Genomic DNA, 13134 nt, shown 5'->3' with positions numbered 1-13134 from the left:
GAGCGTCAAGTGAGCGGCGGCAGTGGCGTCGCGGACCCGGCCGGTCCTTCGCGGATCGTCTGTGTGGAAATTATCCTGGGGGCATGACCGCGATGGCGCCCACCCGCAACGAGACCGACCTGTCGTTTCTGCTGGACCACACCAGCCATGTGCTGCGGACCCGGATCGCGGCGGCGCTGGGGGAGATCGGGCTGACCGCGCGGATGCACTGTGTGCTGGTGCACGCGCTGGAGGAGGAGCGGACTCAGATTCAGCTCGCCGAGCTCGGGGACATGGACAAGACGACGATGGTGGTGACCGTGGACGCCCTGGAGAAGGCGGGTCTCGCGGTTCGCCGGCCGTCCAGCACCGACCGGCGGGCACGGATCATCTCGGTGACCGCCGAGGGGGCTGAGGCCGCGGGCCGCAGTCAGCAGATCGTGGACGGGGTGCATCGGGAGGCGCTGGGGTCGCTGCCGACGAACGAGCGCGAGGTACTCGTACGAGCGCTGAATCTCCTGGCCACCGGCCATCTGGCGGCGCCCGCGGAGGGTGACCGGCCGGCTCGCCGGGCGCGAGAGCGTGCCAACTAGATCCGACAAGGATCGTCTACAACGAGACTATCTGTTACGTTCCTTCCTGTGACCCAGGGAGGAACCTCCATGCGCCTACTCGCTCTCGCCGTGCTCTCCGCCACCGGGCTGATGACCGTCCTCGACGGCAGCATCGTCACCGTGGCGATGCCGGCCATCCAACAGGACGTGGGCTTCGCCCCGGCCGAACTGAGCTGGATGGTGAACGCCTACCTGATCCCGTTCGGCGGCCTGCTGCTGCTCGCCGGGCGGCTCGGTGATCTGATCGGCCGCCGCACCATGTTCCTCGCCGGCACCGTCGTCTTCACCGCCGCCTCGCTGCTGGCGGGCCTCGCCGGCAACCCGGCCACCCTGATCGCGGCCCGGTTCCTGCAGGGTGTCGGCAGCGCGCTCGCCGCGGCCGTGGTCCTCGGCATCCTCGTCACGATCTTCACCGAGCCGGGCGAACGTGCCCGGGCCATCGCGGTGTTCAGCTTCACCGGAGCCGCCGGAGCCTCCATCGGCCAGGTCCTCGGTGGCGTGCTCACCGACACGCTGAGCTGGCCGTGGATCTTCTTCATCAACGTGCCGATCGGCGTGGCCACCGTCGCGCTCGCCCTCGTCGCACTCCCCCGCGATCGGGGTGCCGGGCTCGCCGCGGGCGCCGACGTGCTCGGCGCGCTGCTGGTCACCTCCGGCCTGATGCTGGGCATCTACACGATCGTCACCGATCAGCACACCCTGCTGCTCGGCAGTGTGTCGGTGGTCCTGCTGGTGCTCTTCTTCGTGCGGCAGGCCACCGCCGGCACACCGCTGATGCCGCTGCGGATCCTGCGCTCCCGCAACGTCTCCGGCGCCAACCTGGCGCAGATGCTGGCCCTCGCCGGGATGTTCGCCTTCCAGGTGCTGGTGGCGCTCTACACGCAGCAGGTCCTCGGCTACGGCGCGCTGGACACCGGCCTCGCGATGCTCCCGGCTGCCGTCGGCATCGGCGTCGTCTCGTTGTTCGTGTCGGCGCGTCTCAGTGAGCGGTTCGGGCCCCGGGCCACCCTGTTGGCCGGGCTCGTCATGCTGATCGCCGCGATGGGCTGGCTGGCCCGGATCCCGGTGCAGGCCTCGTATGTGCCCGACCTGTTGCCGGTGATGCTGCTGATCTCCGGTGGCGGCCTGGTGCTGCCGTCACTGGCGAACCTGGGCATGTCCGGCGCTGAGGAGAGCGACGCGGGCCTGGCGTCCGGGCTGTTCAACACCACCCAGCAGGTCGGCATGGCGATCGGGGTGGCGGTGCTGGCCACCCTGGCGGCCTCCCGCACCGAGCACCTGCTCGCGACAGGTGCGGCCGAGGCGGCGGCGCTGACCGGCGGTTACCGGCTGGCCTTCGCCGCCTCAGCGGCCCTGTTGACCGCCGCCTTCCTGGTGGGGGCCGTGGTACTGCGGCAGCCCACCGCCCCCGAGAAGGCCTCGGTCTGACGGTCAGGGGGTCGGGAACTCCTGGACCTTCTTGTCGTCCATGTAGTCGGCAAGTGTTTCGTAGACCGCCGGGTTGACGATGCTGTGCGACATCCGGTCGGTGTGGCCGGCCCAGTCCGGGTTCGCCAGGTAGCCGGCGACGACCAGCGACCGGGTACCGACCACCAGTGCGGCGGTCTTGTCGTTGTCGGTGGTGCCGGTCTTGCCGAAGACCGGGTGCCCGACGATGCCGCGCACCTGCGGCGCCGTCGCTCCGGCGCAGCTGCCGAGCTGGGCCCGGTCGCCGACCGGGCAGCGGGCCGCGTCGAGGGCCTTACGCGCCACGTCCTTGCTGGTGGCCCGGACACAGACGGATTTCCCGGTGTCGATGGCGGTGCCGTCGGCGGTGGTGATCTGCTGGATCGGGGTGGGTGCGCAGTATTTGCCGTCGGCGGCCAGCGTGGCGTACGCGTTGGCGATGTCCAGTGGGGTGGACGCCGAGACGCCGAGGCTGAAGGCGCCCCACTCGTTGGCGACCTCCTTGGCGGCCCTCTTGGCGTCGTCGGACGAGCGGAACTGGATGCCGAACCGCTCGGCCGCGTCGACCACCTTGTCGGCGCCGACCCGCTCCTGCAGCGGGATGAAGTAGGTGTTCACCGACTTGCCGAACCCGGTCCACATGTTGAAGTTGCCGGCTTCGCTGGCGCCGGCGTTGCTCGGGCAGTAGTAGCCGCCGCAGCCGGACGAGGACGAGTCCGGGTACTGCGACTTGTACTTGGCCGGCGAGTTGATCGTGGTGTCCAGGCCCATCCCGGCTTCCAGAGCGGCGATCATGGTGAACACCTTGAACACCGAACCGGCCTGGTAACCGGGGACGTCGGCGCTGCCGGTGATGATCGGGTTCGTGGTGTTCGGGAAGGTACCGCGGATGCCCTCGGCGGCCTGCTTCGGGTTCGACGACAGCTTGTTCTGCGGGTCGTCGGCGTTATCGATCTTGAATTTGCGGTTGGCGGCGAGGGCCCGCACCGCCCCGGTGCCCGGTTCGACGGCGGCCAGCATCAGCGCGTTCGGGTTGCTGTCGCTCTGCCGGCTGGTGATCTCCTTGCGGGCGTCGGACTGCGCCTCGATGTCGAGCGTGGTGACGATGCGGTAGCCGCCCTCCTTGAGGAGACGCTCCCGGTCGTACGACGTCGCGCCGAAGGCGTCCTGGCTCAGCCACCACCGGTAGAAGTAGTCGCAGAAGAAGCCCCAGTGGTTCTTCGCCACCGACACACAACCGCTGGTCGGGCGCTGGGTGGTCTTCTTCAGCTTGACCTTGGCGGCGGCGGTAGCCTCGGCCGCGGTGATCATCTTCAGGTCCAGCATGTTGGTGATGATGTAGTCACGCCGGTCCAGGGCCTGTGGGTAACCGGTCTCGGTCGTCGGGTCGAACGCGCTGGGCGCCTTCACCATGCCGGCCAGCAGCGCCGCCTCGGCCACCGTCAGGTCCGCCGGTTTCTTACCGAAGTAGACCTGGCTGGCCGCGTTGATCCCGTAGGCGCCGTTGCCGAACGGCGCCATGTTCAGGTAGCGGACCAGGATCTCCTGCTTGGTCAGTTCCTTCTCGACCTGCAGCGCGTACTTCATCTCGCTGACCTTGCGCGAGGCGGTGTCCTTCGTCGCGTCCACCACCTCCTGCGGGTTGGTGGCGGAGTAGGCGATGGCCATCCGCACGTACTGCATCGTCAGGGTGGAGGCGCCCTGTTTGCTGCCGCCCTGGTTGTTGCTGACGAACGCCCGGGCCACCCCCTTGAGGTCGACACCGTTGTGCTCGTAGAACTTGTGGTCCTCGGCGGCGATGATGGCGTCCTGCATGTTCTGCGAGATCTTGGTGAGCGGCACGTCGCTACGGAACTCGTCGTACATGATCGCGATCTGGGTCTTGCCGTTGGACGCGTAGATCCGCGAGACCTGTGGCGACGTCTGCACGACCAGCTCGGACGGCATCTCACCGAGCTCCTCGGCGCCCGCCTTGGCGGCCAGGCCCGCTATCGCGACCGCCGGGAAGGCGGCGGCCGCGACCGTCAGGGCGGCGAACAACCCGCACATGAGCAGCACCGAGACGCTGCGCAGGGGACGGGATTCAGATTTTTCGGGGGGCTGGCCGACAGTCACTCAAGCCAAGGTACCCAGCCGGATCACCCACATGCAGTGATAGCGAAATCCGTCACATGTGGTCACTTCCCCGGACGGCGCCCGGACCGCCGGGAGGCCACGCCGACGGACAAGGACGGGTCAGCCTTTCCGGCCGTCGAAGGCCTTCGCCTGGCAGCCCAGTTCGACCGCCTCGTTCGGCGGTTTGTCGCTGGTGTACCAGCTCGGGCCGGGAACCCACTCGCCGTCCTTCTCGATGTAGTCGTAGCCGGCTTCGACCAGGCACTTGTGGTAGTTCTCGTCGTCGTCGGCCCAGTACGGGTTCCGGTCCTCGTCCAGCTCCGGGGCCAGTACCGGCCGCAGCTTCCCGCAAGCCTTCTCGATCGCCGGTTCGGCCGCCATGATCCGGCCGTTGGTGCCCTTGCTGTTGCCGGTGGCGTCGATGTCGAGCAGGCCGTCCTCGGTGGTCCGCATCGGGATGCCGTTCCCCTTCAGGCACCGCATCCACGGCTGTTGCATCCGCTGCACGTCCGCCGATGTGGAGTCGGGCCGGATGACCGGTGCTGAGGTGGTCCCGGTTCCGGCGGGCGCGCTGCTGGGATTCTGCAGCGACGCGACGTCCGGGGCGGCGGTCTCCGCGGGTGGGCCGGAACAGCCGGCGAGCAGGAGCGCCGTCAGGGCGAGGGCGATTATCGTACGCACGGGAAGGTCCTTTCAGGAGGAGGCGAGAGCCTCGGTGGGGGTCAGGCGCGCGGCCCGCATCGACGGGTAGACGCCGGCGAGCATGCCGATGAGCAGGGCACCGCCGGTGCCGGCGCCGAGAGCGGCCGGTGGGATGACCGGCGGCCAGTTCTGGTGCAGGGCGTAACCGACCGTCACGGCCACGCCGATCAGGGTTCCGGTGAGTCCTCCGAACAGCGACAGGACGGCGGACTCGGTGAGGAACTGGGCGCGGATCTGACCGCGGTGGGCGCCGAGGGCCCGACGCAGGCCGATCTCGCGGCGGCGTTCCAGCACCGAGATGACCATGGTGTTGGCGACGCCGACGGCGCCGACCAGCAGAGCCACCCCGGCCATGCCGAGGAACAGGGCGCTGAAGGTGTTCTCGGACGCGCGTTTGGCGGCGAGCGCGTCTGACGGCCGGGTGACCCGGACCATGCCGGGCCGGCTGGGCAGCACGGTGGCCGGCAGCACCTCGCGGACGGTTTCGACGGCCGCGTCGTGACCGCGCACGTACAGCACGGTCGGCAGCCCGTCGAAACCCAGTTCCCGTTCGGCGGCCGGCCAGCCGACCAGGGCCGAGCGGTCGATCTCGGGGGCCAGCGGGATCGGGGCGAGGACTCCGGTGACGGTGAACCAACGCCGGCCGATGTAGATCTGCGGGCCGCCGGCGGTGTCGACGACGCCGAGGCGTTCGGCGGCCTCGGCACCGAGCACCACCGCGGGGAAGGTCTCCGTGGTGACGTCGAACCAGCGGCCGGTCCGGACCGTGCCGCCGAGCAGCTCCAGAATGCCCGGCTGGGTGGCGAGTACCGTGGTGGCCGCCGAGTTGTCGGTCCGCTCGTTGCGGGCGATGGTGGCCCGGGTGTTGGCCATCGCGGCGGCACCGGTGACCGGGCCGATCCGCCGGGCCATCTCGGCGGCGTGCGAATCGAGGGCGACCGGCGGGTCCTGGTCCGGTAACGAACTGGCCTGCAACAGGTCGGTGCCGAGCCGCTCCAGTTCCCGCATCAGGGCCTGTTCGCTGGAGGCGGGGATGCCCATCACCACGACTGTGGTGGCGATGCCGATCGCGATGCCGAGGGCGGACAGGACGGCCCGCGCCCGGCGGACCCGCAGGCCGACCAGCCCGAGGGAGAGCAGGTCGAGCAGCGACAACCGGACGGCTTTCACGGCTGCCGCACATCGGCGACGACCCGGCCGTCACGCAGTTCGACGCGCCGGGGCAGGGCCGCGGCGATGTCCCGGTCATGGGTGATCACCACGATCGTGGTGCCTTCGGTGTTGAGCCGGATCAGCAGGTCGAGCACGGTCCGGCCGGTCACGGTGTCCAGCGCCCCGGTCGGTTCGTCGGCCAGCACCAGGGCCGGGCCGGTGGCCAGCGCGCGGGCGATCGCCACCCGCTGCCGTTCGCCGCCGGACAGCTGATCCGGGCGGTGTTCCAGCCGGTGACCGAGGCCGACCCGGTCGAGTGCCTCCCGGGCGACGGCACGCCGCCGGCGCCGGGGCACTCCCGCGTAGAGCAGGCCGGTGGACACGTTCTCGGTCGCGGTGAAACCGTCGGTGAGGTGGAACTGCTGGAAGACGAAGCCCAGGCTGCGCCCGCGAAGAGCGGACAACCCGCGATCGGAGAGGGTACGGACGTCGTGGCCCCGCACGATCACTGTGCCACTGGTCGGCCGGTCCAGGGTGCCCATCAGGTTGAGCAGGGTGGACTTGCCGGAGCCGGAGGCGCCCACGATGGCGAGCAGTTCACCGGCGTGCACGGTCAGCGTGACCCGGTCGAGGGCGGTCACGGTTCCGCCGTACACCATGCTCGCCTCTCGGACGGCCAGAACGGGAGCCGTCATGACGCGGTCACCACCCGGACGCCCTCGGTCAGGCCGTCGCCGCTGATCTCGACCAGGCCCATGGCGAACATGCCGGTCTCCACCGCGACCAGCGGCCCACCGGCGATCTGTACGGCGTGACCGCCCTCCCGCAGCGCGAGCAGTGCCGCGACCGGAACCGCGAGCACACCCGCCCGGACCTCGCCGGTGAACGACACCTGCACCGGGGCCGAGTCCAGGGCCCGGACCGCCTTGGTGTTCTTGATGGTCACGGTCACGTCGACGGCGGGCACCTCGCCCTCCGGTGCGGTGACGTCCCGGTCGACGCCGCTGACCGTGCCGGGCACGGTGCCGCCGCTGGGCAGTTCCACCTGTACCGCGGCTCCCGCCTTGATCGAACCCAGGTCGTCGGCCCGGACCGGAACAGTGATCGCCTTGCGCCGGCCGGTGACGATCAGGACGCCGTCCGCCGCCGGTTCGCCGAGCTGGGCGGTGACCTGGCCGACCCGGACCGCCCCGGGCAGCACCACCACGTCGGCCGGGGTGACCACGCCGGTCACCGGGCAGCCGGTGTCGAGCTGCCACCGTTTGACCGCCTCGACCACCGCTGTGGTCAGGACCGCGTCGCCGGGCCGGATCCGGCCCGGCTGATCACCCACCTGATAGCCGAGAGCGCGCAGGTTGTCCACGACCACCCGGACGTCACGGCCGGTCAGGCCGGCACCTTCGATCGGGCGGAACAACGGTGTCGTGCCGTACATGACGAGTACCGGTTTGTCGTCGTTGCGGTACAACGGCTGGCCGCGGCGCATCGTCGCCCCGGTCTTCGGCAGCCACGTCACCGTCCCGGCGGAGGCCCGGATGGTCCGGGACATGCCGTACCCGAGCGTGCCCGGCATGATCCGGGCGGTCGACAGGTCGGTGCGTTCGACCTCCGCTGTCGCCACCGAGGGCGTGACCTGCACCGGTGTGCCGTCGGACGCGGAACAGCCGGCCAGCGCCAGCGTCATCGCGGCGACGAGTATCCACTGTCGTCCCATGAGCCCTACCCTGCCGACGGATCGTCGCCGACCGGTCAGCGAATTGTCGAGGGACTGTCAGATTCCGGGATCGGCGTGACCGGGCGACCTACAGTCGTGCGGTGCCCGAGCGAATCCTGATCGCCGAGGACGATCCCCGGCAGGCCGAGATCGTCCGTCGTTATCTGCAGGCGGCCGGCTGGGATCCGGTGGTGGTCACCGACGGCCGGGCCGCGATCACCGCGGTCCGGCAGCGGATGCCGGACCTGCTGGTCCTCGACGTGCTGATGCCGGAGATCGACGGCCGGGACGTGTGCCGGGTGCTGCGGGTCGATCACGATCTGCCGATCCTGATGCTCACCGCCCGGTCGAGTGCCGACGACCGGGTGCAGGGGCTGGAGCTGGGCGCGGACGACTACCTGACCAAACCCTACGATCCGCGTGAACTGGTCGCCCGGGTGCGATCGCTGCTGCGCCGGGCCGCGGCCAGGCCGCCCGCCGAGACCGGGCTGCGGGTGGGTGCGCTCACCGTCGACACCGCCGGTCACACCGTCAAGATCAACGACACCACGATTTCCTGTACGCGGGGCGAGTTCGCGATCCTGGCCGTGCTCGCCGCCGAACCGGGCCGGGTGTTCAGCCGCCGTCAGCTCGTCGAGCGCATCAGCGGGCTGGACCGCAACGCCACCGACCGGGGCATCGACATGCACGTGAGCAACCTGCGGCGCAAGCTGGACCCGGGCTTCCTGGTGACGGTGCACGGGGTCGGGTACAAGCTGGTAGACGGCGCGCTCGGATGAGCCGTGTCCCGGCGCACCGCAGTCTGATCGTACGGCTGCTCGGCACCTCGATCTTGATCGTGGTCCTGGCCGTCGGCGCGGCGGCGTGGCTGGCCGCGAAGACCGCCACCCGTGCCGTGCGGCAGGAACACGGTCAGACCCTCGCCGGTGACTTCCGGATCCATGACACCCTGCTCGGGCACGCCGCCACCCACCCCGGCTGGTCCGGTGTGGAACCGGTGCTGCGCGACCTGGCCGCCGGTACCGGCCGGCGGATCACCCTCACCACCGGGGACGGCACGCTGATCGCCGCCAGCCATCCGGGCACCCCGCTGCCCGACCGGCCGGACGCGGTGCTGGACCCGATCGGCGACCCGATCGATCCGCGCGCGGTCGGCCCGTACCGGCTTTCCGAGAAGGAACGTGCCGCGCAGCGCGCCCTCGCCGAGAACCGCCTGGCCTGTCTGCGGGCTCAGGGCATCGGCGCGACGCTGGAGCGCAGACCGTCGGGGCGCTCGGAGGTCCGGATGACCGTCGGGAAGGTGCGGGCTCAACGGGACTGCCGGTTCCGCGAGGAGGTGCCGACCCGCACCGAACGCGCCGCCCTGGACCAACTGCACCAGCGGGTCAACGGATGCCTGAAAGCGCTGCACCTGGTGGAGATCCAGTTCTACGACGCCGACTTCACCTGGTACTTCCGCGACCCGACGAGCATCGCCAACAGCCGGGACGTGCAGAACTGTGTGGACTGGGGACGGCGGGAACAGCTGCGCCCGTTCGTCGCCGCACCGGCCCGCCTCTACCTCAGCAGCCCCGCCCGGCCACCGGTGTCGCCGTTCGACCTCTCCCCCGGCAGCACCGCGCGGATCGCCGGAGTCACCGTGTTCGTGCTGTGCACCGCGATCGCCGCGACCCTGCTGGTCGGGATGCGCCTGATCCGGCCGCTGCGCACGCTGACCGCGGCCGCCGACGGCTCGACCGACCGCCCGGTCCCGGTGGCGATCACCGGCAACGACGAGATCGGCCGCCTCGCCGGCGCCTTCAACGATCTGGCCGCCCGCAGCGAACACAGCGAACGCCTGCGGCGCACCATGGTCGACGACATCGCCCACGAACTGCGCAGCCCGCTCACCAACATCCGCAACTGGCTGACCGCCGGGCAGGACGGCCTCGCCGACCTGGACCAGGACCTGCTCCGCCTGTTGCTGGAGGAGGCCGGGCTGCTCCAGCACATCGTCGACGACCTGTCCGATCTGGCCGACGCCGACAACGGCACCCTGACCCTGAACCGGGCCGGGCACGCCGTCGGCGATCTCCTCGCGCAGGTGTGTGACGCCCATCGCCGGCCCGGCGTACCCGTCACCCTGACCGTCGACGGCGACCCGGTGGCCGGCGTCGACCCGGTCCGGTTCCGGCAGATCATCGGCAACCTGCTGACCAACGCGCTCCGGCACACCCCGGACGGCGGCCGGGTCGACGTGCGTGCCGGTGTGACCGGCGGCGATCTGGTGGTCACCGTCACGGACACCGGCGAGGGCATCGCCGCGGCTGACCTGTCGCACGTCTTCGACCGGTTCTGGCGTGCCGACCGGGCCCGTGCCCGCGCCACCGGCGGCAGCGGCCTCGGCCTGTCGATCGCCCGCCGGCTGGCCCAGGCCCACGACGGCGACGTCACCGTCACCAGCGAACCGGGCGTGGGCAGCACCTTCGCCGTGCGGATCAGCGGAGCGCGTGCACGGCCCGGCGGAGCGCGGAGAACATCTCCGGGTCGGTGCGCAGATGACCGGCGTTGACCCATTGAAGATCCAGCCCGGCGCCGTACGCCCGGGCCAGCTCGTGCGCGGCCACCGGCGGCGTGCACATGTCGAATCTGCCCTGTACCACGGTGCAGGGCAGCTTCGACAGGGCGTGCACCTCGGCGAGGAGGTGGTTCTCCGGAAGGAAACAGCCCTGCGTGAAGTAGTGCGCCTCGATACGCGCGACGGCGACGACGCCCGGATCGGCCGAAGCCTGCCGCTCGTTGCGGGCCGGGTCGTAGATCAGCGACGTCAGGGCCGCCTCCCAGAGCGTCCACTCCATCGCGTACCGCCGGGCGATCGTCTGGTCCTCGTCGTTGATCCGGTCGGCGTAATACCTCATGATCGCCGCCGAATCGCCCCGGTGCCGCTCGGGCACCAGACTGATGAACCGCTCCCATTCGGCCGGCAGAAAGAACCGCGGCGGCCCGTCCATCACCCAGTAGTCGTCGAACTTCCGCGCGAGATAGATGCTCCAGAGCAGCAGACTGCGCACCCGCCCGGGATGCGCCAGCGCGTACAGCAGCCCCAGCGTCGACCCCCACGAACCACCGGCCACGTGGGCGTCCGCCCAGCCGAAGTGCCGCCGCAGCGCCTCGACGTCCCCGATCAGGTCCGCGGTGGTGTTGTGCCGAAGCTCGCCGAAGGGGGTGCTCCGCCCGCACCCACGCTGATCGTGGAAGACCACATGATGCCGCTCCGGGTCGAACAGCGCCTTGTGCGAGTTGCTGAAACCGGCCCCCGGCCCACCGTGCAGAACGATGACGGGAATCCCCGCCGGGTTCCCCCAGTCCTCCCAGTAGACCCGATGCCCATCCCCGACGTCGAGAAACCCCCGGTCGTTCACCCGATCAGCCACGCCCCGAGCCTAGTCAGCGCCGCCGGCCGTGCCTGCGTTCCGGGCCTGCCGTCGGCCGGAAAAGGCGCGGCCACCGCCTTGGGGGGTAGGCGGTGGCCGCGTGTTCCGGGAGAGGTCAGCCGAAGACTGAGGCGACCCACTCGGGGTGGTCGATGAACGGGTTGCGGTTCTTCTGGTAGCTGGCGTAGATCGTCTGGTTACGGGCCTTCTCGGCGGTGTCCGGCGGGTCGGCGTTGTGCCAGGCGATCAGGGTGGACAGCTTGCCCATGTAGGGGACGCTGCCGTTGCCGGTCACGTTGTTGACCTCGAGGTCGGCGAACGCGTCGTCACCGGAGTAGCGGACCGCCATGTAGAACAGCATCCGGGCGACGTCGCCCTTGACCGCCGTGCGGGGTTCCCACGAGTCGGAGTCGTAGTAGTTGCCGGAGGCGCCGGAGGCCGCGCTGCCGCCGTTGTCGAAGTCGAGGTTGCCGCGCAGGGCGTTGACCGCGACGTCTTCGGGACGCAGGTGGTGCAGGTCGGTGCCGGGGCCGGCGGTGGTGCCGAAGTCGCCGTGCGACTGCGCCCACACGTGTTCCCGGTTCCAGTCGCCGCTGTCGCCGCCGTTGAGGGTCTTGGAGCGGCTGATGTTGGAGTAGAACAGCCGCACGTTCGACGAGTTCGACGGGTCCTGGTCGGTGACCTTGAGGGCTTCCCATACACCGTCGTACGACAGCTTGGTCACGCCGGTGGAGATGATGGTGTGCAGCGACGACTTCAGGCTGGAGCCGGTCTTGCCGATCGCGTTGGCGTAGTACGTGTCCGTGGTGCTGGACGCGGTCGGGGTCGCGGTGGCCGTGGACGTCGCGGTGGGGCTGGTGGTCGATCCGGCCCCGAGAGTCATGGCGGTCGGCGACTTGAGGCCCGCGTGCGGCGTGAAGTACGGCGTGAGCGTCCCGGTCACGGTCAGCTGTTTGCCGATCAGCGACGGGTTGGTGAGCAGCCCGAACGACGATCGGTAGGAGCTGGTGATCTGGACGTACAGCATGCTGCCGGTGGCGGTCGTGGACGCGCTGTCGGCGATGGCGAGGGCGGTGTCGCCGGTGAAGCTGCTGAACTTGACGGTGCTGGCGGCGGTCGGCTCACCGACGATGTAACCGGTGACGGTGCCGCTGGAACCGGTCTGATTACTGATCGCCTGCGCGACCGTGAGGGATGCCGCCGAGGCCGCCGTCGGCGTGGTGAGGACGGCGATGAATCCGGCCAGCAGGCCGACAAGCGGGGGTATGGTCAAGGCGACGATTCGCCGATGACGTCGGGTGGGACCGGGCATGGGGGGGCTCCGTTCGCCTGCCTGTATAGACAGGTTTCAGTGTGGGCCACCGGGTCCCGCGAGGGTCATACCATTTCGGTCATACGCGCGGGTTCAGCAACGCGGCCACCAGGTCGGCGATCGGTCCCTGCAGCTCGTCGGCGGAGGCCGAGTTCAGCGGCTTCATCCCGGTGGTGGAGCGCAGCAGGACGAGGCCGAGGATCGCCGCGAGCAACATCTGAGCGCGCAGCACGCCGACCTCATCGGTGATCGGATGTCCCGCGCCGGCCAGCAGTTTCTCGCTCACCATCCGCAGAAAGGAACTGCGCAACTCCTCGACCCGCTCGTCCCCGGAGGTGCGGATCAGCAGGAGCAGGCCGGTGCGCAGCCGGTCGTCGCCGGCCGGGTCGGTGAGATGGCCCGCCAGTCGTGCCGCGAAGCCCTCCGCACCGGCCGCCTGATCCTCGGCGTTCTTACGCACGTCGGTGACGGCGCTGGTCAGACAGGCCTCGAACAGCCCCTCCTTGGAGGCGAAATAGCGGCTGATCAGGGCCACGTTGACACCGGCCTGGTCGGCGATGTCGCGCACGGTGGTGGCCGCGTAGCCGTCGTGGGCGAACCGGTGCCGGGCGACGTCGATCAGGTCTTGACGGGTCTGCGCGGCGTCTCGGCGGCGCTTCACGGGCGGGTCGTTGCTCACCGGGCCAT

The 13134-nt window shown here is 70.2% G+C and carries 12 protein-coding genes; 4 read left to right on the top strand and 8 right to left on the bottom strand.

Translation table 11 applies throughout. From position 1 onward, the window contains the following. The first annotated feature begins 83 nt into the window (after nt 1–83). Both BLU81_RS02985 and BLU81_RS02980 read left to right on the top strand, forming a co-directional pair. On the top strand, nt 84–572 hold the full coding sequence (locus tag BLU81_RS02985; RefSeq protein WP_092541360.1) for a MarR family winged helix-turn-helix transcriptional regulator: 489 nt from the start codon (nt 84–86) through the stop codon (nt 570–572). A 69-nt stretch (nt 573–641) separates the two neighbouring features. Next, entirely contained in the window at nt 642–2021 is a 1380-nt protein-coding gene (locus BLU81_RS02980) for an MFS transporter (RefSeq protein ID WP_092541358.1), read from the top strand. Between the two features lie 3 nt (nt 2022–2024). Here the strand turns inward: BLU81_RS02980 and BLU81_RS02975 are convergent, their stop codons facing one another. The 5 genes from BLU81_RS02975 to BLU81_RS02955 form a co-directional block, all read right to left on the bottom strand. After that, the gene (locus tag BLU81_RS02975) at nt 2025–4088 is read right to left on the bottom strand and encodes a transglycosylase domain-containing protein (RefSeq protein ID WP_092541356.1); all 2064 of its coding nucleotides are present in this window, start codon (nt 4086–4088) and stop codon (nt 2025–2027) included. 186 nt (nt 4089–4274) lie between these two features. Then, nucleotides 4275–4835 (bottom strand): hypothetical protein, encoded by a 561-nt coding sequence (locus tag BLU81_RS02970; protein WP_092541354.1) that lies wholly within the window; start codon nt 4833–4835, stop codon nt 4275–4277. Nucleotides 4836–4847: 12 nt separating this feature from the next. Beyond that, the gene (locus tag BLU81_RS02965) at nt 4848–6026 is read right to left on the bottom strand and encodes an ABC transporter permease (RefSeq protein ID WP_092541352.1); all 1179 of its coding nucleotides are present in this window, start codon (nt 6024–6026) and stop codon (nt 4848–4850) included. Next, nucleotides 6023–6703, bottom strand: a complete 681-nt coding sequence (locus BLU81_RS02960) for an ABC transporter ATP-binding protein (protein WP_092541350.1) — start codon at nt 6701–6703, stop codon at nt 6023–6025. The genes BLU81_RS02965 and BLU81_RS02960 overlap by 4 nt, the downstream gene beginning before the upstream one ends. Then, nucleotides 6700–7722 carry an HlyD family efflux transporter periplasmic adaptor subunit gene (locus BLU81_RS02955; RefSeq protein ID WP_092541348.1) on the bottom strand — a complete coding sequence of 341 codons (1023 nt, stop codon included), beginning with the start codon at nt 7720–7722 and terminating at the stop codon, nt 6700–6702. The genes BLU81_RS02960 and BLU81_RS02955 overlap by 4 nt, the downstream gene beginning before the upstream one ends. A gap of 101 nt (nt 7723–7823) precedes the next feature. Here BLU81_RS02955 and BLU81_RS02950 point away from each other — a divergent pair, with 101 nt between their 5' ends. Further along, complete coding sequence (locus tag BLU81_RS02950; protein WP_092541346.1) at nt 7824–8501, top strand: response regulator transcription factor; 678 nt, start codon at nt 7824–7826, stop codon at nt 8499–8501. Beyond that, nucleotides 8498–10273, top strand: a complete 1776-nt coding sequence (locus BLU81_RS02945) for a HAMP domain-containing sensor histidine kinase (RefSeq protein WP_092541344.1) — start codon at nt 8498–8500, stop codon at nt 10271–10273. Before BLU81_RS02950 ends, BLU81_RS02945 begins: the two co-directional genes overlap by 4 nt. Here BLU81_RS02945 and pip read toward each other — a convergent pair. The 3 genes from pip to BLU81_RS51380 form a co-directional block, all read right to left on the bottom strand. Further along, entirely contained in the window at nt 10200–11135 is a 936-nt protein-coding gene (pip, locus tag BLU81_RS02940) for a prolyl aminopeptidase (protein WP_092541342.1), read from the bottom strand. The genes BLU81_RS02945 and pip overlap by 74 nt on opposite strands. 115 nt (nt 11136–11250) lie before the next feature. Further along, nucleotides 11251–12408 carry an endonuclease gene (locus BLU81_RS02935; protein WP_231954076.1) on the bottom strand — a complete coding sequence of 386 codons (1158 nt, stop codon included), beginning with the start codon at nt 12406–12408 and terminating at the stop codon, nt 11251–11253. A 118-nt stretch (nt 12409–12526) separates the two neighbouring features. Then, the gene (locus BLU81_RS51380; RefSeq protein ID WP_269460980.1) at nt 12527–13126 is read right to left on the bottom strand and encodes a TetR/AcrR family transcriptional regulator; all 600 of its coding nucleotides are present in this window, start codon (nt 13124–13126) and stop codon (nt 12527–12529) included. Nucleotides 13127–13134 lie beyond the last annotated feature (8 nt).

Source organism: Actinoplanes derwentensis (assembly GCF_900104725.1).
Classification (GTDB): domain Bacteria; phylum Actinomycetota; class Actinomycetes; order Mycobacteriales; family Micromonosporaceae; genus Actinoplanes; species Actinoplanes derwentensis.
This window is presented reverse-complemented; position numbering and strand designations above follow the sequence as displayed.